This window comes from Sphingomonas sp. dw_22, assembly GCF_018449795.1.
Taxonomy (GTDB): Bacteria; Pseudomonadota; Alphaproteobacteria; order Sphingomonadales; family Sphingomonadaceae; genus Sphingomonas.
The window spans coordinates 31,293-56,025 of record NZ_JAAVVE010000020.1 but is presented as its reverse complement, the minus strand read 5'-3'; the positions used below and the strand labels follow the sequence as shown (position 1 = coordinate 56,025).

Genomic DNA, 24,733 nt, shown 5'->3' with positions numbered 1-24,733 from the left:
CAGGCTGCCGGGTTCGGCGGCTGCTGGCGGGCGCGAGCCCATCTGGTGGGAAGCTGATCTTAGATGCTTCAATGCCAGCACCACCCTGCAATGCCCGGAACACTGTATTTGGGCGCAGTGTTCGCGGCCACAAGGGGGCTTGATAACGTTTGCCGCCCGATGTCTGCCTTTACCGTCTCGTACCGTCTACAGGTCGATCGACGCCGACAGCTTGAACGTGCGCGGCGTGCCCTGGAGCAGGGCGGCGTTGAAGCTGTCGAAGGCTGAGGCCCAGTAGCGCTTGTTCGCGACGTTATCGACGTTGAAGCGCAGCGTCAGCGGCATCTGGCCGACCAGCGCGACATAGCGGGCGCCGAGATCGAAGCGCGTCCAGCTCGGGATTTCCAGCGTGTTGGCGGCATTGACCTGCTGCTTGCCGGTCTGGACGAAGCGGCCGGTGAGCGTGGCGCCGGGGAGGAAGGGCGTGTCCCACTCCACATTGGCGTTGACGAGATAGTCCGGCACGCCGACCGCGGTGTTGCCCTCGTTCACGCCGCCCGCCGTCTTGCGCAGCTCGGCATCGTTGAGCGACGCGCCGGCGATGATGCGCAGGCCGTCGACCGGCTGGCCGTCGACGCTGAACTCGATGCCGCGATTGCGCTGCTCGCCATAGACGCCGAAGCGCTGGAAGCCGGGATTTTCCGGATCGGGCGCGGCATAGGCGTTGGGCTGGGTGGTCTGGAACAGCGCGAGGCTGGCGTTGAAGCGGCCGAAGCCGAGCTTGCCGCCGATTTCGTACTGCGTCGACTTGTAGGGCGCGAAGATCTCGCCTTGGTTGATGACGGTGGGATCGATCGGCGCGGACGGACCCTGGGCGAGCCCTTCGATGCGATTGGCGAACAGCGAGACGTGATCGACCGGCTTCACCACCAGGCCGATAACGGGCGTGATCGCGTCCTCGTCATATTCGGTCGTCAGGTCGCGGGCGACGATGCCGTTTGCCGGATCGTCGGTGGCGGCATAGCCTTTCGCCACTATGGTCTGCAGCCGCAGGCCGGCGGTCAGCAGGATCCGGTCGTTCCAGAAACCGAGCGTGTCCGATGCGAAGACGCTGCCCAGCCGCGTGCGGCTGATCGGAAAGGGATCGTTCAGATCGCCGCCGACCAGGCTCGAACTCGGCAATGCGATATCGGGGGTATCGTAGAGATTGGTCGCATAGCCGGCGAAATCCGGCCCGTAGCGGAAATCATAGGCGTTGCGATTGACCTGCCAGACATAGCTGCCGCCGAAATTGATCTCATGGCTGATGCCGCCGCTGGCCAGCTTGACGCGCAGCCCGACCTGCGCGGCTTCGTTATTGTCGGTGCGCGGCACGTAGAGCGCGTTGCCGGTGCCGGCACCGGTCAGCGCATCGGTGACGGTGATGCCGTCATAGATGCCGTCCTCCGATCCGTCACGCGCGCCGAACGAGGCGTAGAGCATCGCATTGTCGGCGATGTCCCATTCGCCCTTCACCATTCCGAAGATGTCGCGCAGCGTCGTGTAGCTGAACGACTGGCCGTAATTGTGATCGGCCTCGGGCACCTTGGGGATCGTAGCGGACGCGATCGTCACCTTGGGGCGCAGGTGGCGCACCTGGACGCGCTGATAGGCGAGATCGAGCGACAGGCGGACGTCGGTGCCGCGATAATCGAGCGCGCCGCCCAGCACATAGGTGCTGCGGAATTCGTCGTCGATCGCGACGTCGCCCTCGCGCCCGGCGCCGTTGATGCGCACCCCGATCGCGCCGTCGGCGAAGCGGCGCGACATGTCGAAGCTGCCGCCGACATGGCCGCTGGAGGTGTAGTTGGCGGTGACGCGGGTGAGGGGATTGTCGCCGGCGCGCTTGGGGATCAGGTTGACGCTGCCGCCCTGGCCGCTGCCGCCGGGCGCGGCGCCGTTGAGGAAGGCGCTGGCACCGTTCAGCACCTGGACCTGATCGTAGAGCTCGGGCGCGATAAGCTGGCGCGGGGCGAGGCCGTAGAGTCCATCCAGGCCGATATCGTCTCCGAAGAGCGTGAAGCCGCGGATGACGAACTGCTCGGCGGCATTGCCGAAGCCATAGGTGGTGCGGATCGAGGGATCGTTCTCAAGCACCTGGCCCAGCGTCTGCGGCTGCTGGTTGAGGATCAGCGCGGCATTGTAGCTCTTGATGCTGAACGGCAGATCCTCGGCCGGCTTGTCGCCGAGCACGCCGGCATTGCCGCTGCGGATCACCTGGGTCTGATTGTCGCGCTGCGCGGTGACGACGATCTCGTCGTTCGGCGTCTCCTCCTGCGGCGGGGCCTCCTGCGCGAAGGCGGGAGAGGCAAGCGCCAGCGCGGAAACGGTGGCGAGGAAGCGCAGCGAAACAGGGGACATGGCAGGGCCTTTCATCGAAATCAGGTGCGTTTGAAGCGCATCGCCCAGGCGATAGCGGCGACGGGAATGGAGAGGGCGATCCATGACAGCGCATCGCGTATGCCGTCGCCGGTCAGCGCGCTGACCAGGCCGACGATGCTGGCGACCGCGACGAGCGCGGGAATGGCGAAAGTGGAGCGGATCATTCGGCCGCCACCGGGGCCATGCGGCCGCCGCTTTCGACTTCGCGCACGCGCTGGTCGAGCGGGGCGCGGCGCTTGCCGAGCCAGAGATACAGGCCGGAGCCGAGCACGACGATCGTGAACAGGTCGAGCACTGCCCACAGGATCTTGAGGATCGGGCCGCCATAATCGCCGAAATGGAGCGGTCGTGAGAGCGACAGCGCCTGATTGTACCAGGGCATCGGCCTTACGTCGGTGAGCGCGCCGGTCTCGGCATCGATCAGCGCGGGGGTGAGCAGCCGCTCGGTGAGCGGCGTGCCGCCCTGGAAGAACACGGCATAATGATGCTTGCTGCTGAACGCGCCGCCGGGAAAGGCGATGAACTGCGGATTGTTGCCCGGCAATGCCTTGCGCGCTTCGGCCATCGCCTTGTCGAGCGAGCCGTAGCGCGACGGCGGCAGCGCCTCGCGCCCGGCATAGGCCCGCGTCATCTCGGCGAGCTCGTTCATCTGCCACAGCTTGGTGATGGGCGTGGCGAGCGCGTTGATGACGCCGGTCACGCCGACGACCAGCATCCAGGCGAGCGCGACGATGCCGAGCAGATTGTGATAGTCGAGCCACTTGATCCGCTTGCTGCGGCTGGTGCGCAGCGTGCCGAAATCGAGCTTGCGCATGAACGGGGCATAGAGAACCGTGCCCGAGACCAGCGCGGCGACGAACAGGACGCCCATCGCCCCCAGGAACAGCATCCCCGGCAGGCCCAGGAACATGTCGGTATGGAGCGTGAGCAGGAAGTGCATCACGCCGTCCTCATTCTCCTGGCCGACGGAGGCGCCGGTCGCGCGATCGAGCAGCTGGATCGTCATCCCGCTCCCGGCGACGTCCGGCCGGGCGCCGGTGGTGATCGTCATCAGCGAGCGATCATTGTCGAACGCCATGAACAGCGGCACCTCGCCCGGCCGTGCGGCCAGTGCTTTTGCCAGCATCGTATCGAGCGGCAGCCCGCCTTTCGATGACGCGACCGCGCCCTTGGCGAGCGCCGGGGTCGTTTCGGTCAGCGCGTCGATCTCGGCATGGAAGATCAGCGGCAGGCCGGTAACGCACAGCATCAGCAGGAAAGCCGTGCAGACGAGGCTCGTCCATTTGTGCACGAGATACCAGGCGCGGATCGCCGAACGGGTCATGGCTCAGGCTATACGGTATTGCGAGGCATTATCAAGAAGGCGAATGGTGCATCGCCAGAAAGGGGGCCGGGGTGACGATGGGGGTTTTGCTGCCGTTGTACTCTAAACTCCGGATGTCGGTCCGTTCTGGGGTTCCCTGATCGTCTCACCTGCCTAAAGAATGATCGGAGGGAGGAGGCCCCGTGGAAACGATCACGCTCATTCTGGTTCTGCTGTTCGCCGTGGTCGTGAGCGGCGTGGTGTCGCGCGCATTGCCTTTGGCCATTCCGCGGCCTCTGGTGCAGATCGCGCTCGGCGGTGCCGTCGGGCTGGTCGCGGACTGGCGGGTCACGCTCGATCCCGAGATATTCTTCCTGCTGTTCCTGCCGCCGCTGCTGTTCCTCGACGGCTGGCGGATTCCGCGCGAGGAGCTGTTCAAGGACGGCAAGACCATCCTCGAGCTGGCGCTCGGCCTGGTCGTGTTCACCGTGCTCGGCATCGGGTTGCTCATCCACTGGATGATCCCCGCGATGCCGCTCGCGGTCGCGTTCGCGCTTGCCGCAGTGGTGTCGCCGACCGATCCGATCGCGGTATCGGCCATCGCCCAGCGCGTGCCGATTCCGAAGCGGATGATGCACATCCTCGAAGGCGAATCGCTCCTCAACGACGCATCAGGCCTGGTCTGCCTGCGCTTCGCGATCGCCGCAGCCCTCACCGGCGCCTTCTCGGTCCAGGACGCCGCGCTCAACTTCCTGTGGGTCGCGGTCGGCGGAGTGGTGGTCGGGGCCGGGGTGACCTTCGCGGTGGTCCAGGCCAAGGGCTGGATCAGCGCGCGCTTCGGCGAGGACAGCGGCTCGCAGATCCTCATCAGCCTGCTCATTCCGTTCGCGGCCTATCTCGTCGCCGAGCACCTCCATTGCTCGGGCATCCTTGCGGCCGTTGCCGCGGGGCTGGCGATGGGCTTCGCCGAAAGCTCGGGGCAGGCGCTCGCTGCGACCCGCATCCGCCGCAACACGGTGTGGGACACGATCCAGTTCACCGCGAACGGCGTCATCTTCGTCCTGCTCGGCGAGCAATTGCCGCTCATCCTGGGAGGGGCCGCCGAGACGGTCCGGCTGACCGGCCATGACCAATTCTGGTGGCTGGGAGTCTATGTCGTCGCCATCAATGCCGGGCTGGCGGCGCTCCGCTTCCTGTGGGTGTGGCTGTCCTTCCGCCTTACCTTGCTCCGCAAGGGCGTGACCGGCCGCACCCCGAGCTGGCGGATCATCACCGCCATGTCCTTCGCCGGCGTGCGCGGCGCGATCACCCTCGCGGGTGTCCTCACCCTTCCGCTGGCGATGAATGACGGCTCGCCCTTTCCGGCGCGCGACCTCGCCATCTTCCTGGCGATGGGCGTCATCATCGTGTCGCTGGTCGTCGCCAGCGTCGGGCTTCCCTGGCTGCTCAACGGATTGCAGATGCCGGCGGAGCCGTCGCAGCAGGCAGAGATCGAGGCGGCGCGCCTGGCGGCGGCCCTGGCGGCGATCGCCGAAGTCGAGCGCGTCGAACATGCGCTCGCGGAAGCCGAGGGCGACGCCGATCTTCATGTCGAGGTGGCTGCGCGGATCATGGACATCTATCGCCGCCGGATCGAGACCCGCACGCTCGTTTCCGAAGACGCGGCGACGGCCAAGCGGATCGACAGGCTCGAACGAGACCTCCGCCTCGCGGCCCTGCGCGCCGAGCGGACCGAGATATTCCGGCGGGTGCGCGAGCGCGAGCTGGGCAGCGAGAGCGCGCGCAAGCTGATCCGCGAGCTCGATCTGATGGAAACCCGATATGCCGGCTGATCGGCGGGGCGAGGGTGTGCGCCGGGCCGCTCGCCTCAGCGCGCCGAACTCCACGGCTTGCTCAGGAGCACGGCCGAATTGATGAGGCCGACCAGCGAATAGGTCTGCGGGTAATTGCCCCATAATTCCCCGGTGACGGGATCGATGTCCTCCGAGAGCAGGCCGGCGCGCGTGCGCCGCGACAGCATTTCCTCGAACAATGCGCGCGCATCGGCGTCGCGGCCGGTGGCATGCAGCGCCTCGATCAGCCAGAAGGTGCAGACGTTGAAGGCGGTCTCCGGCAAACCGAAATCGTCCTCCGTCGCATAGCGGAGCATATGGGTGCCGCGCCGCAATCCCGTCTCGACCGCCTCCAGCGTCGAACGGAAGCGGGGATCGTCGGGCTTGAGGAAGCGCAGGTCGAGCAGCTGGAGGATGCTGGCATCGAGATCGTCGCCGTCGAACGTCGCCGACAGCCGGCTCGTCCCGGCGCGCCATGCCGCCTGCTCGATCCGGGTGCGGACGATCTCGGCGCGATCGCGCCAGAAGCGCTCGCGATCCTCCAGCCCCAGCGTCTCGGCGATGTTCGCCAGCCGGTCGCATGCCGCCCAGCACATCGCCGCGGAATAGGTATGGACATGCGCGCGGGTGCGCAGTTCCCACAGGCCCGCATCGGGCTGGTCATGCGCGGCCCAGGCGCGCTCGCCGACCGGCTCCAGCGCCTTGAACTCCTCCACGCCCGCCACCCGATAGAGGCGCTGGTCGAGGAATGCCTGCGCGTTCGAGAGTATGATCTGGCCATAGGCATCGTGCTGGACCTGCCGATAGGCATCGTTGCCGATGCGCACCGGCCCCATGCCGCGATAGCCGTTCAGGCCCTGGGCGACATGCTCCTCCAGCGTCGCCTCGCCGCCGACGCCGTAGAGCGGCTGGATATGGCCGCCTTTGGCATTGTCGACGATGTTGCGCAGATATTCGAGATAGGATTCCAGCACGTCGAGCGCGCCGAGCCGGTTGAGCGCCTGGACGGTGAAATAGGCGTCGCGGATCCAGCAAAAGCGATAGTCCCAGTTGCGCTGCGAATCCGCATGCTCGGGGATCGAGGTGGTGAGCGCGGCGACGATCGCGCCGCTTTCCTCGTGCTGGCAGAGCTTGAGCGTGATCGCCGCCCGGATCACCGCCTCCTGCCATTCGAGCGGCGTCGCCAGGCCGCGCACCCAATGGCGCCATTCCTCGATCGTGCGCTGGAGCATGGTTTCCACGCCGAAGCGCAGATCGTCCGAGAAGCTCTCGTCGGGGCCGAGGAAGAAGTGGAGCGGGCGTTCTACGCGGAACATGCGCTCCGCCTCGATATTCTCGGGCGGCGCGGTGGTGGTCAGCCGCAGCGTCATCTCCGAAAGCAGGTAGCGGATATGGTTGGAACCGCGCGTGCGGGGCGGATCGCCGCCACCCCAGTTCATCGACGGGCGCAGGCGGACGCGGATGCGCGGGCTGCCCTGGACCGGCCGGACGATCCGCGCAAAGGCGACCGGGCGGTACATCCGGCCATGGACGCGGAAGCGGGGGCAGAAATCGACCACTTCGATCGCGTTGCCCGCCTTGTCGACGTGTCGCGTGACCAGGATAGGCGTGTTGCGGCGATATTCCTGCTCGGTGCTGACGCAGTCCTCCAGGTCGATTTCCCAGAAGCCGCGCGCGCCCTCGCCGGCGCGGGGCGCATCGTCGAGCAGCGAGGAGAAGACCGGATCGCCGTCGACGCGCGGCACGCAGCCCCAGACGAAACGGCCGGCGCGATCGACCAGCGCCGATACCTGGCAATTGCCGATCGGCCAGAGATCGAGCGTGGCCGTCATTGCGGCGCCTCGCCGAGCCAGGCACGCGCGGATGCCGGATCCGGCAGGCGGTAACGCGCCGCGGTGGGGCGCGGCGGGCCGATCAGGATGCCGGTGCCGCCCAGTTCCAGTACCGCCTCGAATCCGTCCTCATCGGTGACGTCGTCGCCGAGGAAGATCGGCCGCGTGCCGGCCATCGGCGGGCGGCTCATGAGGCGGCGCACCGCGCCGCCCTTGCTGCCGCCCGGCGGGCGCAGCTCCACCACCATCTTGCCCTGCTGGAGCGAGAGACCGAGCTCCGCCGCCAGCTCGGCGCCGAGCGCCTGGGCGGCGGCTTCCGCCTGCGGCGCCATGCGATAATGGAGCGCCACGCCGAAGCTCTTCTCCTCCACCAGGGTTCCCGGATGGCCCTTCGCGAACGCCTTCATTCGCTTGGCCGCCGTCTCCAGTTCCGGTGGCGGGACGGGATGCGCGGAAATGCCGTCCCAGCGATGCTCGCAGCCATGGCTGCCCGACAGCGCGATCCGCTGGGTCAGGGGGCCCAGCAAGGCGTCGAGCTGGGCGATCGAGCGGCCGCTCACGATGGCGATCCGTCCCGCATGCCGTTCGTGCAGAAGCGCGACGAGTGTGCGCAGCGTCTCGTCGACGGCGACCATGTCGGGACGATCCGCCAGGTCGACCAGGGTGCCGTCGAAATCCATGAACAGGCTTGCCCCGTCCAGCAGGGCGGGCGGCGGCGGAGGAAGCGTCATGATCGCACGCGCCGCCGTTGGGGCGCCGGCGCGTCCTCGAAGGCGAGAATGCGCTGCTTCTGCCGGATGCGGGCGGCGTCGATCAGCATCCGGCCCGCCCAGCGATAGACATTCTGCTCCCGGACCTGCTGGCGCATCAGCCGCATGCGCTCGCGCTGCTGCTGGGCGGGCATGCGCAGCGCGGTGTCGAGCGCGGTCGCCATTTCGCGCTCGTCATAGGGATTGACGATCAGCGCCTCCGAAAGCTCGCGCGAAGCACCGGTAAAGCTCGACAGGATCAATACCCCCTCCTCATCCTCGCGAGAGGCAACGAATTCCTTGGCAACAAGGTTCATGCCGTCGTGCAGGCTGCTGACGATGCACAGGTCGGCGGCGCGGAACAGCTCGAACACCTCGGCCGGCTCATGGTGCCGCACGATGAGGCGGATCGGCTGATAGCCGCCTTCGCCATGGCGGGCGTTGATCTCCTCCGCGAGCGCCACGGCCTCGTCCTGGAGGCTGCGATAGCTGGCGAGCTTGCTGCGGGTGGGCGCCGCGACCTGGACGAAGGTGAACTTGCCGCGCCATTCCGGCATCAAGGTGAGCAGGAGATCGATCGACCGCATGCGATCGAGGATGCCCTTGGTATAATCGAACCGCTCGATGCCGACGGCCAGCTTTGCATCCGGCGCCAGCCCCAGGGCTTCCCGGACCCGGGCGCGGCAGACCTCGACCGGGCGCTGGCCCTCCAGGCCCTTGGGAGGCCATTCGATCGAGATGGGATAGGGCCGCACCATCGCCTCGTGCCCGCCCAGCGTCACCGTCGCATGCTCCCGGTCGATGCGGCTTTCGACGAAGCGATCGACGGTCTCCAGGAAATTGTTGCAGTGGAACTGGGTGTGGAAGCCCAGGACGCTGCTGCCGAGCAGCCCCGCCAGTATCTCTTCCTTCCACGGGCAGATCCCGAAGGTTTCGGCGTTCGGCCAGGGGATGTGCCAGAAGGTGATGATCGTCGCGTTGGGCAGGCGCTCGCGGATCATGCGCGGCGCGAGCGCGAAGTGATAATCCTGCACGAGCACGATGGGGTCTTCGGTGCGCGCCTCCTGCACCACGGCTTCGGCGAAACGGGCGTTGATCTCGCGATACATCTGCCAGTCGCCGTCGCGGAAGATGGGCCGCACGAAGGCGATATGGCAGAGCGGCCAGAGGCCTTCGTTGGCGAAGCCGTAATAATAGCCGTCCTGCTCGTCCTCGGTGATCCACAGGCGGCGCAGCGTGTAGGAGGGATCGTCGGGCGGGACGGCGAGGTGATCGTTGCTGTCCACCGTCTCGCGGTCGGCCGTCCCGCTGCCATGCGCGATCCAGGTGCCGCGGCAGGCCCGCATGACCGGCTCCAGCGCGGAGACCACACCGCTCGCGGGCGTCTGGAGGACGATGCCGTCGTCGGTTCGGTTGTGGATATAGGGCTCGCGATTGGCGAGGACGATCACTTCCGCCTGGGGCAGCGCCTCCGCGAGCAGCTCTTCGAGCGATTCCGGCGTCCATTCCTTCTCGGGCGCCTCGGTGGGCGTGCGGCCCGAGTCCAGATTCTTCAGGAGCTTCTGGATCTCCTGCGCCATCGAGGATCGGTCGCCATTGGGCGCAGTCGTAGCCCGCCCCGCGCGGACGTCCTCCACGGCCCGGCGCAGCGCATCCATCCAGCCCCGGACGAACGCCAGGATGAAGAAGAAGCCGACGAGCGCGGCAAGGATCGCGACGCCCACGACCGCCGCCACCACATAGGTCCGCACCCGGCCGGATCGCGCATCGATATAGCTGAGATCGTGGAAGACGACGAGATAGGCCCTTCCTTCCGGCAGGGTGATCGGAAAGGATGCGACCAGCACGCGCTTCCGGTTGCTCCGCATGCTCGAAAAGCTCTCGGATTCCGAGTTCACCGCCTGGTCGCAGGAAAAGGCGCGGGGCAGCTGCCCGGTAAAGGCGTGCAGGCTGCCGCCTTCGCCGCAAAGCCCCACGGCGAGGATGTGATCGTCGCGGGCCACGCCCTCGAGGATGCCGATGAGGCGCGGCGTATCGCCGGTGGCGACGGCGCGGGAGATCGAGGCCTGGGTGGATTCATACACCAGCCGCGAGCGGGATTCGACCTCGGCTCTGGACCATTGCTCCACCATGGAGCCCGAATAGGGGGCGACGAACAACGTGATCGCCGCGAGCAGCCCCAGCACGGCAAGGCCGAGATGATAGGGCGAATATCTCCAGGGTCGATGGGACGCGCGACGGTTCAATTTGGTCCTTCGGCAAGCATTGTCGCCTGTCCGCCAGCATGGGGCGGGGCATCGGGCAAATCGGATGCGGCAGGCCGTGCCGGTGCGTCCGTGAGCGGAGCCGGGAGCCACGACTCGTTCATTCCGGCGAGGAGGGGCGGGAGGGTGTTGTCGCGGCGGTAAGCCCTGGCACCCGGCCGAAGTGAAATCCCGCGGCCATTCCATTATTGTTATTGCGACGCGCTATCGATAGACGCGATCGGGCTATTTTGGACACGCTCCGGCCTGATGCCCTCTTCCCGTCGTTCCCTTGCGGACCTGGTCCGGCGCCTCCACGCGCCGCTCACGGCCTTTGTCCGCAGCCGGCAGCGGGGCGAGGAGGCGTCCGACATCGTGCAGGAGACCTGGCTGCGCGCCAGCCCGGGGCTGGAGACGGGCGGTGTCGCCAATCCGCGCGCCTATCTTTATCGCATCGCGACCAATGTGATGGTCGACCATGCCCAGCGCGCACGGCGCCAGGCCGAGATGACGGCGAGCGGCGAGGAGGCCGAGCAGGTTCCGTCCTCCGAACCTTCCGCGGAGGCGGCGGCGATCGCGCGCAGCGAACTCGCGCACCTGCGCCGTATCGTCGATGAACTGCCGCCGCGCTGCCGCGAGGTCTTCGTGCTGCGCAAGTTCGATCAGGTCGATCCGGCGGTGATCGCCGAGCGGCTGGGGATCACGCGCGGCATGGTGGAAAAGCATCTGCGCAACGCGCTGCTCCATATCGCGGCGCGGATGGGCGAGATCGATGATGCGGAATAATTTTGCCGGCGAGGTCGTGTTTCCGGCGGCTGCCCGGTCATGGTCTGCGAGAGGGTGCGTGGCGACACGCGGAAACGGAGTGGGATGAGGGTGGCGCAGGACAGGTTTCCGATTGCGCCGTCGATCGCGGCCGAGGCGGCGGACTGGATCGTCCGGCAGGACGGCGGGCCGCTGGGCGCGGAGGAAACCGCGCGCCTCGCCGCCTGGCGGGCCGCCGATCCGCGCCATGAAGCGGCGCTGCGTCGGCTGTCGGGCTTGTGGGATCGTTGCGACGCGCTCGCGGCCGTTCCGCCGCTGCCGTTGCCCGTGGCGGCGCGGCCGAGGGGACGCGCCGCGATGCCTGGCCTTGCGCGCCGGCCGGGGCGTCTTGCCGCCGGTGTTGCCGTTGCGGCCTGCCTTGTCCTGACGATGGCTGGACCGCTCGAAACGATGCTGACCCGGCTGCGTGCCGATTATACGACTGGCGCGGGCGAGCGGCGGAGCGTGCGCCTGCCGGACGGATCGACGGCCATGCTCGATTCCGGAAGCGCGATCGCGCTCGAATATCGCGCCGATCGGCGGGTCGTGCGGTTGCTGGCCGGAGAGGCGGCTTTCCAGGTGACGCCCGATCCCCAGCGGCCGTTCACGGTCGCGGCCGCCGGGGGCACGAGCACGGCGCGCGGCACGGCCTTCCTCGTGCGCCGCGAGGGCGGCGGCGCGGAGGTCACCGTCACCGAGCATCGCGTGGAAGTGGCGGCGGAGCAGGGGCCTGCGCGGATCGTGCCCGAGGGTTGGGAAGTGTCCTATGGCGGGGACGGGCGCGTCGGCGTGCCCCGGCGCGTCGATGTGGCCGCCGCGACCGGCTGGATGCGGGGGAAGCTGATCGTCGAGGATCGGCCGCTCGCCGAGGTGGTCGGGGAACTCGCCCGTCATCATGCGGGCTATCTCGGCGTCAGCGGCGCGGCCGGGCGGATGCGGGTGAGCGGCGTCTATGATCTCGATCGTCCGCTGGCGGCGGTCGCGGTGCTGCAATCCTCGCTCGGCCTGCGCTCGATGCGCGTCACCGATCGGTTCATCCTGCTTTACCGTCCGAAAAAAATCTGAAGCCGATGGTCGTGTTTTCCGCGGCACCCCGGTCTTTGCTATTGAGAGTGGTTCGCAACAGTGCGGCCGCCATGGCAAAGGGAGCCCTCGGGGGTAGATGAGCAACAGGAACGACAAGCTGAACCGGAACATCCATGCGCGGCGCCGGGCGATGGCCCTGCTGCTGGCGGCGGCGGGGACGATCGCGATCGATGCGGGCATCGCGGTGCCCGCGCACGCCCAGGCGGCGGGCGAGCATCGCTACGACATTCCCGCGGGTCCGCTGGCGATGGCGCTCAACCGCTTCGCCGAGGAGAGCGGGTTGCAGCTTTCCTATGACGCGGCGCTTACCCAGGGGCGCACCACGCCGGGCGTGCAGGGTGCGCTTTCGCCGGCGGATGCGCTCAGCCGGCTGCTGGCGGGGACGGGGCTCACCTGGCGCTTCACCGGCCCGAACGCCGTCACGCTCGAGGCCGCGCCATCGGCGGGCGGGGTGATCGCCCTCGATACGCTGCGCGTGCAGGGCGGCGACCTGTCCGGCACGGGCGCCGGCCCGGTGCGCGGCGACGAGAGCCCGGCCGCGCTGGCCGACCGGCCCTATCGCACCGCCGGATCGTCCAGCTATATCTCGCAGGAGCAGATCCAGCGCTTTCGCGGCACTTCGACGGGCGACATGTTCAAAGGCGTGCCCGGCGTGATCTCCGGCATGAACCGCAACGGCGCCGCGCTGAACATCAACATCCGCGGCCTGGCCGGCATGGACCGGATCAAGACCACGATCGACGGCAGCGAGCAGACCACGACGAGCTGGCGCGGCTATGCCGGCGTCGACGACCGCGTCTATGTCGATCCCGACCTGATCGGTGCGATCACCATCGCCAAGGGGCCGACCGACGATGCGGCCGGCACCGGCGCGATCGGCGGCAGCGTGCAGATCCGCACGCTCAATGCCGAGGACATCGTGCCCGAGGGCGAGCATTTCGCCGCGCGCGTGCGTGCGGGCATGAGCGACAACGCCATTTCCCCGACCGCGCCTTTCGTGATGAAGCCGCCGGCGTTCATGCAGACGCCGCGCACCGACGGCTCGGCGCTGTTCGACTTCAACAACGGCTTCGGCAACATCGCCATCGCCACGAGGCAGGACAGTTTCGACATAATCGCCGCCTTTGCCCGGCGGCGCTCGGGCAATTACATGGTCGGCCAGAAGGGCACGACGACCTATGCCGACGAGCGCGGCGCCACGCGGGCGCTGTCGCTGGTCAAGCCGGGGCAGGAAGCGTTCAACACCTCGGAGGACGTGACCTCCGGCCTCGTCAAGGCGACGTTCCGCTTCGGCGACGGCCATGCGCTCCAGCTCGGCTATAGCCGCTACGAGAATGAGTATGGCGAGGCGCAGCCCACCATGCTGAACAGCCAGATCACCTGGCGCCAGACCAACCTCTCGCGCACGAACACCGACACCTATACCGCGCGCTATCGCTGGAATCCCGGCAGCGACTGGGTCGACCTCAAGGCCAATCTGTGGATGAGCCGCGTCGATGCGGTGCTGCGCTACAATTCGCTGCCGACCAGGGACGATCCGATCCCGACCCTGTCGCGGCTCTATGGCGGCGACATCAGCAACAGGAGCGTGATCGATACCGGGCAGGGCGTGCTGACGCTCCATTATGGCGGCACCTACAGCCATGAGCGGGCACGCTCGCCGCTGAGCAACATCCTGGAAGTGGGCGTCAACGGCGACCGCGACCTCTACGGCCTGTTCGCCAATGGCGAGTGGAAGCCGCTGGGCTGGCTGACCGCCAATCTCGGCGCGCGGCTCGACGGCTATCATTTGACCGACAAGAGCGATCCGGCGCTGTTCCCGGCCAATTGGGCGATCCGCGGCTACAACAGCCGGGAGGGCGCCAATGCCAGCATCAGCGCGAGCATCGTCGCCGAGCCGGTGCGCGGGCTGCAATTCTACGCGCTGCATGCCGGCGGCTATCGCCCGCCGACGATCCGCGAGACGGGCCTGAGCGTCTCCTTCCTCTATCCCAATCCGGACCTGAAGCCGGAGACGGCGAGCAACTGGGAGATCGGCACGAACTTCTCGCGAGACGGCCTGCTGTTCGGCAAGGACAAGGCGCGGCTGAAACTCTCGTATTTCTGGAACAACTATAACGACTATATCAGCCGCGTCGAAATGCCGCGCGAGATGCAGACCATCGCCTATTTCACGGTGGTCAATATCGACAAGGTGCGGTTCACCGGCGTCGAGGCTTCGGGCAGCTATGACGTGGACAAGGTCTTCTTCGAAGGCGCGCTCACTTATTACGACAGCGCCACCTTCTGCGACGGTGCCAACCCTTGCGGCAACAAGATGCCGGACGGCGCCTATACCGCGAACGACATCCCGCCGCGCTTCTCCGCCAGCGCGACATTGGGCGTGCGGCTGTTCCGCGACCGGCTGGAGCTTTCGGGCCGGGTTTCGCGGATCGGCTCGCGGCTGGTCGCCGCGCAGCAGGTGCTGGGGCTCAACAATGTCGGCATCTGGGTGCCCTATACCGTGGTGGACCTGTCGGGCAGCGTGAAGCTGACGCGCGAATTCTCGCTCCAGCTCAGCGCCGAGAACCTGACTGATCGTTATTATATTGACGCCCTCAACAATTCCGCGCTGCCTTCGCCGGGACGGACCATCCGTGCCGGCCTGACGGCGCGCTTCTGAAAGGACCGGGACATGACCGTCACCCTGCTGGAATCGAGCCGCGCCAAGCGGCTCAAGGCCGCCACCGTCCAGGCGCATGACGCGCTCGACACGCGGATCATGGCCGCCGCGCCCTTCGCCAGCCGCGAGCGCTATCTGCGCTTCCTCGCCATGCAGCACGGCTTCCACCACGACATCGCCGCATTGTACCGGAATCCGGCGCTTGCCGGCGTGGTGCCCGATCTCGCCGGGCGCGCGCGGCTTGGGGCAATCGAGGCCGATTTCGCCGATCTCGGTGCGGTGCCGCCGCCCGTGGCGCCGCCGCTGTTCGGCCTGGACGTCGATCTGCCGACGGCGTTCGGCTGGCTGTATGTAGCCGAAGGCTCGAACCTCGGCGCCGCCTTCCTCGCCAAGGAGGCGCGCGCGCTGGGGCTCAGCGATCAGTTTGGCGCGCGGCATCTGGCCGGGCATCCGGACGGACGGGCACTGCACTGGCGCGGCTTCACCGCGGCGCTGGACCTGCTGGCGCTCGACGATGCGGGCGAGGGCCGCGTGATCGCCGGGGCGGTCGCGGCGTTCGGCCGGGTGCATGGGCTGGTGGATCGGGTATTCGATGCCTGAACCGGAGCCAGGACCGGAGCAGGAAGAGGGACCGCGCCTGCATGCGCGGATCGGGCGCGGTCTCTATGCCGCGCTCGGTTTCGTCATGCTTGCGCTGGCGGTGATCGGGGCGCTGCTGCCGGTGATGCCGACCACCATCTTCGCCATCCTGGCGGCATGGTGCTTCGGCCGGTCCTCGCCGCGCTTCGAAGCCTGGCTGCTCGATCATCCCCGCTTCGGGCCGACGCTGCGCGCCTGGCGGGCCGAGGGCGCGATCGCGCCGCGCGCGAAGCTGTTCGCGTGCGGCGGCATGGCGCTGGGGTTCGTGCTGTTTTTGGAGGGCGCGCATCCCCATTGGCCGTTGATCGCGCTGGTCGCGCTGCTGCTGGCGGCATGCGCGACCTATATCCTCACGCGGCCCACGCCCGGACGGCGGCGGTGAGCGGACTGGCGGCGCGATCTCCCTTGCAGGAACGGCACATACCCGCTTCGCCTCTGGCGTCTGCGCCCTATGTGCCCACGCCGCGCCACCGCTATGTCGGCGGCCGCAACTGGCGTTCCCGCATGGCGGGCATGTCGGCGTCGCTGGCAGTGCAGCTTGCCGTCGCGCTCGCGTTCCTCGTGCAGTTCAACCATTCCTGGTCGGCCGATGTGCCGCGCCCGGCCGCCCCGTCGCTGACCGTCACCCTGCTCCCGCTCGCCGCGCCGCCCGAGCCCGTACAGGAAAGGCAGGCGGACAAGCCGGTCCAGCAGCATCTGCGGGCATCGGAGACGCGGCCCGTGCCGCAGCCGCAAGTGCAGATCCCCCGAAGCCAGCCCGCGCCGCCGCCGGAAGCCCAGCCTGTGGCAGCCCCGAGCGATCCGGCGCCGGCTTCGCCCGCCGCTGCCCCGCCTTCGCTCGCGGCGCCGCCGGCGCCGGTGGCGTCGAGCAATGCGCGGCGGAACTGGCAGGGCGAGATATTGGCGCGGCTGGCGCGCTTCCGCCGCTATCCGGCGGGCGCCCGGGCACGGCGCGCGCAAGGCGTGGCCTATGTCCGCTTCCGCATGGACCGCGGCGGGCATGTGCTGAGCCTGGCGCTCGATCGCTCCTCGGGCGCCACGGACCTCGATCGCGCGGCGATGGAGACGGTGCGCCGGGCCGATCCGCTGCCCCGCATCCCGGACGACCTGCCCGATGAAGTGGAGCTCTCGGTGCCGGTGGAGTTCCTGCTGCGCTGAGCTGTCATGCCGGCCGCCGGGCAGGAGTTTCTGGCCTTCGGCTGGGGACGTCGCGTATCGCTGGGTTCTACAGCCGGCTGAACCCGGGAGGAACCATGCCCGTTACCGATATCGCCACCCGCACCTACGATCATGGCTGGCGGCTCGATCCGATCGTGCGCAGCCTGCTCGATACCGATTTCTACAAGCTGCTGATGCTGCAGATGATCCGCCATCTGCACGGCGACGTGCAGGCGACCTTCTCGCTCATCAACCGCAGCAGGACGGTGCGGCTGGCCGAGGTGATCGACGAGCAGGAGCTGCGCAGCCAGCTCGATCACGCCCGGACGGTACGCTTTTCGAAGAAGGAGCTGATCTGGCTCGCCGGCAACAGCTTCTACGGCCGCGAGCGCATGTTCGCGCCCGACTTCATCGCCTGGCTCGCCGATTTCCAGCTGCCCGAATATGAACTGCGCACCGTCGATGGCCAGTTCGAGCTCAGCTTCGCCGGGCCGTGGACGCATACGACGATGTGGGAAATCCCGGCGCTTGCGATCGTCAACGAGCTGCGCTCGCGCGCGGCGCTGAAGGGCAAGGGAAGGTTCGAGCTCGACATCCTCTATGCCCGCGCCAAGGCGAAGCTGTGGGGCAAGGTCGAGCGGTTGCGCGAGCTGCCCGATCTCGTCCTCTCCGATTTCGGTACGCGGCGGCGGCACGGCTTTCTGTGGCAGCGCTGGTGCGTCGAGGCGCTGAAGGAGGGGCTCGGCAGCCGCTTCATCGGCAGCTCGAACGTGCTGCTGGCGATGGACAATGATCTGGAGGCGATCGGCACCAATGCGCATGAGCTGCCGATGGTGCTGGCCGCGCTTGCCGACGACGATGCGGGCGTCGCCGTGGCGCCCTATCGCGTGCTGGAGGAGTGGCAGGCGCATTATGACGGCAATCTGCTGATCGCGCTTCCGGATGCGTTCGGCACCGCTGCGTTCCTGCGGAACGCGCCCGATTGGCTGGCGGACTGGACCGGGTTCCGACCGGACAGCGCGCCGCCGATCGCGGCGGGCGAACAGATCATCGACTGGTGGAAGGCGCGGGGCAGGGATCCGGCGACCAGGCTGCTGATCTTCTCGGACGGGATGGACGTCGATACGATCGAGCAGACCTATCGCCACTTCCATGGTCGCGTGCGGATGAGCTTCGGCTGGGGCACCAACCTGACCAACGACTTTCGCGGATGCGATCCCGCCGGCGGCCACGGCCTCGAGCCGATCTCGCTGGTCGCCAAGGTGACGAGCGCCAATGGCCGCCCCGCCGTCAAGCTGTCCGACAATCCGGCGAAGGCGACCGGCGATCCCGCGGAGATTGCCCGCTATCTGCGGATATTCGGAGAAGCGGGGAGGGCGCTGCAAGACGTCTCGGTGTGAGCTGCACGGCGTGCGCTGTCATAAAAGGTGCAAATCTACTCGATAGCGAGCCCCTCGTTCAGGGGGGGCGCTCGTGAGTTGGCTTCGTCCAATCGATATCTGGTTTTCCGAGCAGGTGCTGCCGCACGAGCGTCACTATGTCCGCCTGGCGCGGCGCTGGACCCGGAACGCGGACGAAGCGACGGACATGGTCCAGGAAGCCTATCTCAAGCTGCTGCAATATGAGGACTGGCGGGCGATCCACGATCCGCGATCGTACACGGTGACGACGATCCGCAACCTCGTCCTGCAGCGGATACGCCGGTCGCAGATCGTTTCGATTGCCGACATACCGGCGCAGGATCTCCTCGAAGTGCGCGACGAGCGCCCGGGCGTCTTCGATATCGTGGCGAACCGCGAGGCACTGGCCGGACTCCTGGCGGATGTCGAGCGGCTCGCACCGGCCTGCCGGCGCGTCATCCGCATGCGCAAGTTCGAGGATCTGCCGCCCCGCGAGATCGCGCGGCGCCTGGATATCAGCCTCTCGACGGTCGAGACGCATCTGGCGCGCGGCATGCAGCAGCTCATGAACATGCGGCGCGCGCTGTATATACATGATCCGGCAGCCGCGCCGGGCAATGGCAATGAAGACGAAAGGCTTGCATCCCGCTGAAGCGGGAATGCCCGGACGAGCGCAGTAGCGGTTTTGCTAGTGCCAGGCATCTTGGTGTGTTGTAGCGACTAAGGTGTCATGGACGAGGCTGTGCGGGATCAGGAAAATATCGACGGCGAAGCTGCCGCCTGGCTGGCCGCCATCGATTGCGGCACGGCCGATCGGGCCGCGTTCGAGCGCTGGCGTGCGGCCGATCCTGCGCATGCGCTTGCCTTTATCCGGGCGACCCAGCTCGGCCAGGGACTGGACCTGCTGCGCGAGACCGGCCTGGCGGAGAAGCCGGTTTTCCCGGATGCGCCGGAGGAGTCGCCGAACGATGTCCGTCCGCTCGATCGCCGGCGTTTCCTGAAGGCAGGCGGGGCAGGGGCGCTCGCGCTGGGCGCGGTCGGTATCGGCTGGTCCGTGGCGGCTGCCGCGCAGGACGCGCAGACCGCTATAGGCGAGAGCCGGCGGATCGTGATTGGCAGGGGTATCTCGCTCGACCTGAATACGGATAGCCATATTCGCTGGCGCACGCGCGATGCGGGCTTCCAGATCCAACTGCTGAAGGGGGAGCTTCTTCTCGAGCGCGAGCCGGGGAGCGCACCGTGCAGCATCGTCTGCCAGGACGTGCGGATCGAGCCGGCGGCGGGCCGCATAGATACGCGGCTGCGCGAGAATGGAGTCGAGGTCGCCGTGCTGCATGGCGAGGCGAATGTCCGCTCGATATCCGCCTCGGGCGTGACGCGCGTCGCCACGATGCAGCGGACCCTGCTCGGCAAGGATGCCCGGCCGGTGCTGTCCAGCATGTCGGAGACCCAGGCGGTGGCCACCGAAGCCTGGAAAAGGGGCGAGGTGCAATTCAACGGCGAGCAGCTCGACTACGCGGTCGCGGAGTATAACCGCTATCTGTCCCGCCCGCTGGTGATAGCCGACGAATCGATCAGCCGGATACGGCTGGGCGGGCGCTTCTCGAACTCCGACCCCTCCGATTTCCTCAAGGCGCTTTCGGTCATCTATGGCGTGCGCGTGCATGAGGAAGCGGACCGCGTGCGCCTCAGCCGTACCTAGCGCCGGAATTATTTCCTCCCCTGTAGCGGTTTCCACCGCCTCGCGCATCCGGACCCATGAGCGGCGATCGCTGCCGTCATCCAGAGTCCAATCGTCCGGGGGAAATCATTTTGTCTTCGCTTCGCCACGCCCTTCTCGGCGCGACCATATTGGCTGCCAGCACGACATCGGCGCTGCCGGCGAGTGCCGCGGCCGTCGCGTCTCCTACCCAGAATCTCGTCGATTTCAGCATTCCTCCGCAAAATCTCGGCAGCGCGCTGAACCAGTTGGCGCAGCAGGCCAATGTCCGGATCGCCTTCCCTGCGGAAGTGGTGGCGAAGCATCGGGCTTCGGGCCTGAAAGGGCGCATGACGGCAGTCGAGGCCGCGCGGCGGCTGGTCGAGCCCATCCATCTCAAGGTGATCGAATCGAGCAACGGCTCGATCATGGTCGTGCAGAATGCATCGGCCGCTTCGCAGGCGGAGCAGGGCGGGAAAGGGACGGTCTCCGGCCAGGTCGTCAATCCCGCGACCGGCGAATATCTGCGCGACGCCATCGTCGAGGTGGTGGCTGCGGATGGCGATCGCACCACGACCACCTCGGGCGACAGCGGCGAATATCGCCTGCGCGACCTTCCGGCCGGCCCGGCCAGGGTGACGGTCCGGTTCACCGGCTATGCCGATGAGACGGCCGACGTCCAGATCCGTCCCGACAGAATCGCGAAGCTCGATTTCAGCCTCTACGAGGCCGGGCGGGACAACCGGGCGAAGGACAGCGAGATCGTCGTCGTCGGCGGCGTGCGCGAGGGCGACGCCCAGGCGATCATGCAGCAGCGCCGCTCGATGGACATCACCGAGGTTCTCTCCGCCGATTCCTACGGCGACATCGGCGACGGCAACCCCGCCGAATTCCTGAAATACATGCCCGGCGTGGATACGGACGGCACCAACGGCACCGCGATCAACGTCTATCTGCGCGGCCTGCCGCAGGATTATACGACGGTCACGCTCAACGGCATGAACCTGGTCTCCGCCGACGCCAATACCGGCGCAGGCTCGGCGCGCGTCTTCAGCTTCGAGGCGATGTCGCTCGCGGGCATCGATTCGATCGAGATATCCAAGACCACCAGCGCCGACGTCGATGCCAACGCGCCGGCCGGCACGATCAATATCCGCACCAAGCGCGCCTTCGACCGCAAGCGGGGCCTGCTGACGGTGCAGCTCAGCGGCGCCACGCACGAGGATATGTGGGACGGCAAGACCGGCACCGGTCCCCAGGACGGCGGCTGGGGCCGCAAGCGGTTCCTGCCCAACGGCCAGATCAGCTACGCCAACAGCTTCTTCGATCATCGCCTCGGCGTGATGGCGAGCATCGGCAAGACCGATACCTATATCGAGCGCGAGCAGATCACGCTCAGCCGCAACTATGTGCCCACGGCCAAGAGTCCCGATCCGCTAGGGATCACCGCGATCGCGCCGGAAGCGGAAGGCCGCGAGACCCAGCGCCTTTCCGCGACGCTCAGCCTGGACTTCAAGGCCACCGACAATCTGGTGCTTTCGGTGATGGGCATGGCCTCGCGGGGCAGCGTCTATCAGAGCGACATCACGCCCACCTACACGACCGGCATCCGCTCGGCCGGCGTGGCCGGCGATCCGTACTATGACTTCACCACGCAGCAATCGGCGACGGCCAAGACGCTTGCGACGACGAGCTCGACCCAATTCAAGGTCAATAACGGCAATTTCGTCGCGCCCAGCTTCGAGTGGAACCACAAGAACGTCAAGCTGGACGGCTATTTCGTCTATTCGGACGCGACCAGCTATTATGATACGCCGCAACGGGGCGAGGTCGTCACCATGACGAGTGCCCTGTCGTCGGTCGGCAATTTCTCGGCGCAGCGCGCCGGGAGCCTGAAGGACGCGGATTGGGACATCACCCAGACCAGCGGCAAGGACTGGAGCAACCCCGATTCCTATACCCTGGCCGGCACGCCGACCATCCGCACCACGAACGGGAGCACGGCCGAAACCTATCTGAAGGCCGGGGCGATGAACCTGACCTATGACTCGGTGTTCGGTGGGGTGCCGGTCGAGTTCAAGACCGGCTTCAAGATCGCCGACGCGATCTACAAGTTCGACGATACGTCCGGTAACAATCTCTATGCATATACCGGCCCGATGACGAATGCCGAGTTCCTGCGCGCGGTCCAGAGCAGCAGCCAGCTTTCCTATGGGGACAGCAGCGGCAGCATCAGCACGCTCTCCGGCTCCGACTATCTGTATACGCCGAGCCTGGCCAAGCTCTACCAGATGTACAGGCAGAATCCGGGCGAGTGGCAGCACACGCTGACCGCGGCGAACTGGTATGCCGCCAACGTCGCCAACAAGTCGCATTACGAAGAGAATACCAAGGCCGTCTATCTGATGGGCACCGCCGAGCTGACCCGGAAGCTGAAGGTCCGGGCGGGCGTGCGCTGGGAGCATACCGGGACGACGACGCTCGGCTTCGATCCGCTGTCGGCCGGGGCGGTGGAGTCGGCCGGTTATGCGGTTTCGGCCAGCACGGGCCGGGCGACGACGATCGAGGGCCTGCAATATCAGTATCTGACGAACCCGATGGGCGCGCGCGAGGCCGATTATTCGTTCTTCTTCCCCAGCGCCTCGCTGAAATACGAGTTCGACCATCAGACCCAGCTACAGCTCGGCTATAGCCGGACCATCCTGCGGCCGGAGCCCGACGTGCTGTCCGGCGTCACGGTGGTCGATGAGGTCAACCAGACGGTTTCCCAGCCGAATCCCGGCCTCAAGCCCGCGATATCGGACAATTTCTCGGCGCGGCTGGCGCGCTATTTCGAGCCGGTCGGCATCGTGGCGGTCGGAGTCTACATGAACCGGGTCAAGGGCCTGTTCCAGCAGCAGGAACTCACCGCGCAGGACGTCGGCTACACCGGCACCGACTATGCCGATTATACCTTCATCACCACCACCACGGTTCCCGGCAACGCGGTCAACATCAAGGGCGTCGAGGTGGAGTTCAACCATTCGATGAACTATCTGCCCAAGCCGTTCGACAAGCTGTCGATCCGCGGCTCGTTCATGTACAATCACCCCGATATTCCGGTCGTGCGCGTTGCCGACAAGATCGCAACCTTCTCCTTGTCGTGGAGCGGCGGGCCGGTGAAGCTGTACCTGAACAGCGTCTGGACCGGCGACAAATATCGCAGCACCACCCCCTCCTGGTTCGACGATCGCCTGGATATGAGCCTGTCCGGCAGTTATCGTTTCTATCGCCATCGCAGGAACTCGGTGGAGACGTTCTTCTCGATCTCGAACCTGCTCAACAAGTCCGTCAACGTGATCGTGCCGGGAAGCCTGGCGAAGACCGGCACGCTGGCCGATCACACCGCGATCTACGTCCATAACGGGCGGAACGGGACATTCGGCATCCGCGCGCGCTTCTAGGCGCGCCCATCAACCTCCGGGCAAAGGAAACCTACGCATGTCGAATACGCCTCCGTTCACGCGCCGCCGCTTGTTCACCGGCGCGGCGCAACTCGCCTCGCTGGCGGCCGCTACCGCGCTGCTGCCGCCCAATGTGCAGAAGCTGATGGCGCAGACGCCGAGCCGCCGGGGTTCGCTCAAGGACATCAAGCACGTCGTCCTGCTGATGCAGGAGAACCGCTCGTTCGACCATTATTTCGGCACGCTGTCCGGAGTGCGCGGCTTCGGCGACCCGCACGCGCTCACTTTGTCCAGCGGCAAGAGCGTGTTCCACCAGCCCGATGCGGAGAACCCGAACGGCCATATGCTGCCGTTCCACCTCGACACCGCTTCGACCAATGCGCAGAAGCTGCCTTCGACCAGCCATGCCTGGAAGGTCCAGCACCAGGCCTGGAACGGCGGCAGGATGGACCAGTGGCTGCCGGCGCACCGCGCGGTGGATGGCGCGCACGGCCCCTATACGATGGGCTATTTCAAGCGCGAGGACATTCCGTTCCACTATGCGCTGGCCGAGGCGTTCACGATCTGCGACGCCTATCACTGCTCGGTGATGGGGCCGACCTGGCCCAACCGGCTCTATTACCTGACCGGCACCATCGACCCGGACGGGCAGGCTGGCGGCCCGGTCACCAGCAACAAGAAGCCGCCGGAAGGGTTTCGCTGGACGACCTATGCCGAGCGGCTGGAAGCGGCCGGCATCGACTGGCGCGTCTATCAATATGGCGAACTGGGCAAGCGTGCCCATAACATGTTCAAATATTTCCCGCATTTCGCGGATGCGCCCGCCGGCTCGCCGCTCGCCGTGAAGGGGCTGCCCGACTCGGACGAGGAGCGGTTCGCGAACGACGTGCTCCACGATCGCCTGCCGCCCGTCTCGTGGATATTCCCCAGCGCCGAGGCGAACGAGCACCCCGACAACATGCCCGCCGCCGGCGCCGATTTCATCGCCCGCAGGCTCAACGAGCTCGCCGTCAATCCGGACGTGTGGGCCAAGACCGTCTTCATCCTCAACTATGACGAGAATGACGGGCTGTTCGATCACGTGGCACCGCCGGTGCCGCCCGCGGGTACGGCGAGCGAATTCGTGGGCGGCCTGCCGATCGGCGGCGGCTTTCGCGTGCCGTGCATCATCGTCTCGCCCTGGACGGCGGGCGGCTGGGTGTGCAGCCAGCCGTTCGACCACACGTCGGTCCTGCAATTCCTGGAGCGCTTCACCGGCGTTCGCGAGCCCAATATCACCGACTGGCGCCGCAAGGCCTTCGGCGACCTGACCGCGGCGTTCCGTTTCGGCGATCCAGCCGGCAAGCCGCCGGTCCTGCCCGGTACGGAAGAGGTGCTGCGCCGCGCGAACTATGCCGCCGCGAACCTGCCCGCGCCGCCCATTCCCGGCGCCGAGCAGCAGGTGCCCGTCCAGGAGCCCGGCAAGCGCAAGCGCGTGGAATAG

18 protein-coding genes are annotated in these 24,733 nt (G+C 67.0%); 12 read left to right on the top strand and 6 right to left on the bottom strand.

What is annotated here, in order from left to right; genetic code table 11:
- Window positions 1-186: 186 nt before the first annotated feature.
- From HB724_RS10990 to HB724_RS10980, 3 genes are read right to left on the bottom strand one after another with little or no spacing between them, the layout of a single operon-like run.
- A complete protein-coding gene (locus tag HB724_RS10990; protein WP_213980977.1) occupies window positions 187-2,379 on the bottom strand; it encodes a TonB-dependent siderophore receptor in 2,193 nt (730 codons plus the stop codon).
- Window positions 2,380-2,399: 20 nt separating this feature from the next.
- Window positions 2,400-2,564, bottom strand: coding sequence for a hypothetical protein (locus HB724_RS10985; RefSeq protein WP_213980976.1), 165 nt, complete (start codon window positions 2,562-2,564; stop codon window positions 2,400-2,402).
- Entirely contained in the window at window positions 2,561-3,724 is a 1,164-nt protein-coding gene (locus tag HB724_RS10980) for a PepSY-associated TM helix domain-containing protein (RefSeq protein ID WP_213980975.1), read from the bottom strand. The genes HB724_RS10985 and HB724_RS10980 overlap by 4 nt, the downstream gene beginning before the upstream one ends.
- 182 nt (window positions 3,725-3,906) lie before the next feature.
- On the opposite strand from HB724_RS10980, the gene HB724_RS10975 reads away from it, so the two are divergent.
- Window positions 3,907-5,535 carry a Na+/H+ antiporter gene (locus HB724_RS10975; protein WP_213980974.1) on the top strand — a complete coding sequence of 543 codons (1,629 nt, stop codon included), beginning with the start codon at window positions 3,907-3,909 and terminating at the stop codon, window positions 5,533-5,535.
- Between the two features lie 35 nt (window positions 5,536-5,570).
- On the opposite strand, the gene HB724_RS10970 is transcribed toward HB724_RS10975, so the two are convergent.
- The 3 genes from HB724_RS10970 to HB724_RS10960 are packed head-to-tail and all read right to left on the bottom strand — an operon-like array spanning window position 5,571 to window position 10,362.
- Window positions 5,571-7,367 (bottom strand): glycoside hydrolase family 15 protein, encoded by a 1,797-nt coding sequence (locus HB724_RS10970; RefSeq protein WP_213980973.1) that lies wholly within the window; start codon window positions 7,365-7,367, stop codon window positions 5,571-5,573.
- Window positions 7,364-8,098 (bottom strand): trehalose-phosphatase, encoded by a 735-nt coding sequence (gene otsB, locus HB724_RS10965; protein WP_213980972.1) that lies wholly within the window; start codon window positions 8,096-8,098, stop codon window positions 7,364-7,366. The genes HB724_RS10970 and otsB overlap by 4 nt, the downstream gene beginning before the upstream one ends.
- The gene (locus HB724_RS10960) at window positions 8,095-10,362 is read right to left on the bottom strand and encodes a trehalose-6-phosphate synthase (protein ID WP_213980971.1); all 2,268 of its coding nucleotides are present in this window, start codon (window positions 10,360-10,362) and stop codon (window positions 8,095-8,097) included. The genes otsB and HB724_RS10960 overlap by 4 nt, the downstream gene beginning before the upstream one ends.
- A gap of 267 nt (window positions 10,363-10,629) precedes the next feature.
- Here HB724_RS10960 and HB724_RS10955 point away from each other — a divergent pair, with 267 nt between their 5' ends.
- The 11 genes from HB724_RS10955 (at window position 10,630) to HB724_RS10905 (ending at window position 24,733) form a co-directional block, all read left to right on the top strand.
- Entirely contained in the window at window positions 10,630-11,145 is a 516-nt protein-coding gene (locus HB724_RS10955; protein WP_213980970.1) for an RNA polymerase sigma factor, read from the top strand.
- An 84-nt stretch (window positions 11,146-11,229) separates the two neighbouring features.
- The gene (locus tag HB724_RS10950; RefSeq protein WP_213980969.1) at window positions 11,230-12,228 is read left to right on the top strand and encodes a FecR family protein; all 999 of its coding nucleotides are present in this window, start codon (window positions 11,230-11,232) and stop codon (window positions 12,226-12,228) included.
- 97 nt (window positions 12,229-12,325) lie between these two features.
- The gene (locus tag HB724_RS10945; RefSeq protein WP_213980968.1) at window positions 12,326-14,911 is read left to right on the top strand and encodes a TonB-dependent receptor; all 2,586 of its coding nucleotides are present in this window, start codon (window positions 12,326-12,328) and stop codon (window positions 14,909-14,911) included.
- A gap of 12 nt (window positions 14,912-14,923) precedes the next feature.
- Window positions 14,924-15,511 carry a biliverdin-producing heme oxygenase gene (locus tag HB724_RS10940; RefSeq protein ID WP_213980967.1) on the top strand — a complete coding sequence of 196 codons (588 nt, stop codon included), beginning with the start codon at window positions 14,924-14,926 and terminating at the stop codon, window positions 15,509-15,511.
- A complete protein-coding gene (locus HB724_RS10935; protein ID WP_213980966.1) occupies window positions 15,504-15,932 on the top strand; it encodes a YbaN family protein in 429 nt (142 codons plus the stop codon). The genes HB724_RS10940 and HB724_RS10935 overlap by 8 nt, the downstream gene beginning before the upstream one ends.
- Before the next feature lie 71 nt (window positions 15,933-16,003).
- Entirely contained in the window at window positions 16,004-16,708 is a 705-nt protein-coding gene (locus tag HB724_RS10930) for an energy transducer TonB (protein ID WP_213980965.1), read from the top strand.
- A gap of 95 nt (window positions 16,709-16,803) precedes the next feature.
- Window positions 16,804-18,108 carry a nicotinate phosphoribosyltransferase gene (gene pncB / locus HB724_RS10925; RefSeq protein WP_213980964.1) on the top strand — a complete coding sequence of 435 codons (1,305 nt, stop codon included), beginning with the start codon at window positions 16,804-16,806 and terminating at the stop codon, window positions 18,106-18,108.
- A gap of 73 nt (window positions 18,109-18,181) precedes the next feature.
- Window positions 18,182-18,760, top strand: coding sequence for an RNA polymerase sigma factor (locus tag HB724_RS10920; RefSeq protein ID WP_213980963.1), 579 nt, complete (start codon window positions 18,182-18,184; stop codon window positions 18,758-18,760).
- 78 nt (window positions 18,761-18,838) lie between these two features.
- Window positions 18,839-19,810 (top strand): DUF4880 domain-containing protein, encoded by a 972-nt coding sequence (locus tag HB724_RS10915; protein ID WP_213980962.1) that lies wholly within the window; start codon window positions 18,839-18,841, stop codon window positions 19,808-19,810.
- A 110-nt stretch (window positions 19,811-19,920) separates the two neighbouring features.
- Complete coding sequence (locus HB724_RS10910; RefSeq protein ID WP_213980961.1) at window positions 19,921-23,250, top strand: TonB-dependent receptor; 3,330 nt, start codon at window positions 19,921-19,923, stop codon at window positions 23,248-23,250.
- Between the two features lie 37 nt (window positions 23,251-23,287).
- Entirely contained in the window at window positions 23,288-24,733 is a 1,446-nt protein-coding gene (locus HB724_RS10905) for an alkaline phosphatase family protein (RefSeq protein WP_213980960.1), read from the top strand.

Bases quoted from the DNA above. Each gene is read 5' to 3' on its own strand.
- HB724_RS10955 (WP_213980970.1), top strand. From the start codon at position 10,630: ATGCCCTCTTCCCGTCGTTCCCTTGCGGACCTGGTCCGGCGCCTCCAC.
- HB724_RS10980 (WP_213980975.1), bottom strand. From the start codon at position 3,724: ATGACCCGTTCGGCGATCCGCGCCTGGTATCTCGTGCACAAATGGACG.
- pncB (WP_213980964.1), top strand. From the start codon at position 16,804: ATGCCCGTTACCGATATCGCCACCCGCACCTACGATCATGGCTGGCGG.
- HB724_RS10970 (WP_213980973.1), bottom strand. From the start codon at position 7,367: ATGACGGCCACGCTCGATCTCTGGCCGATCGGCAATTGCCAGGTATCG.
- HB724_RS10915 (WP_213980962.1), top strand. From the start codon at position 18,839: ATGGACGAGGCTGTGCGGGATCAGGAAAATATCGACGGCGAAGCTGCC.
- HB724_RS10940 (WP_213980967.1), top strand. From the start codon at position 14,924: ATGACCGTCACCCTGCTGGAATCGAGCCGCGCCAAGCGGCTCAAGGCC.
- HB724_RS10950 (WP_213980969.1), top strand. From the start codon at position 11,230: ATGAGGGTGGCGCAGGACAGGTTTCCGATTGCGCCGTCGATCGCGGCC.
- HB724_RS10945 (WP_213980968.1), top strand. From the start codon at position 12,326: ATGAGCAACAGGAACGACAAGCTGAACCGGAACATCCATGCGCGGCGC.
- HB724_RS10985 (WP_213980976.1), bottom strand. From the start codon at position 2,564: ATGATCCGCTCCACTTTCGCCATTCCCGCGCTCGTCGCGGTCGCCAGC.
- otsB (WP_213980972.1), bottom strand. From the start codon at position 8,098: ATGACGCTTCCTCCGCCGCCGCCCGCCCTGCTGGACGGGGCAAGCCTG.
- HB724_RS10990 (WP_213980977.1), bottom strand. From the start codon at position 2,379: ATGTCCCCTGTTTCGCTGCGCTTCCTCGCCACCGTTTCCGCGCTGGCG.
- HB724_RS10905 (WP_213980960.1), top strand. From the start codon at position 23,288: ATGTCGAATACGCCTCCGTTCACGCGCCGCCGCTTGTTCACCGGCGCG.
- HB724_RS10935 (WP_213980966.1), top strand. From the start codon at position 15,504: ATGCCTGAACCGGAGCCAGGACCGGAGCAGGAAGAGGGACCGCGCCTG.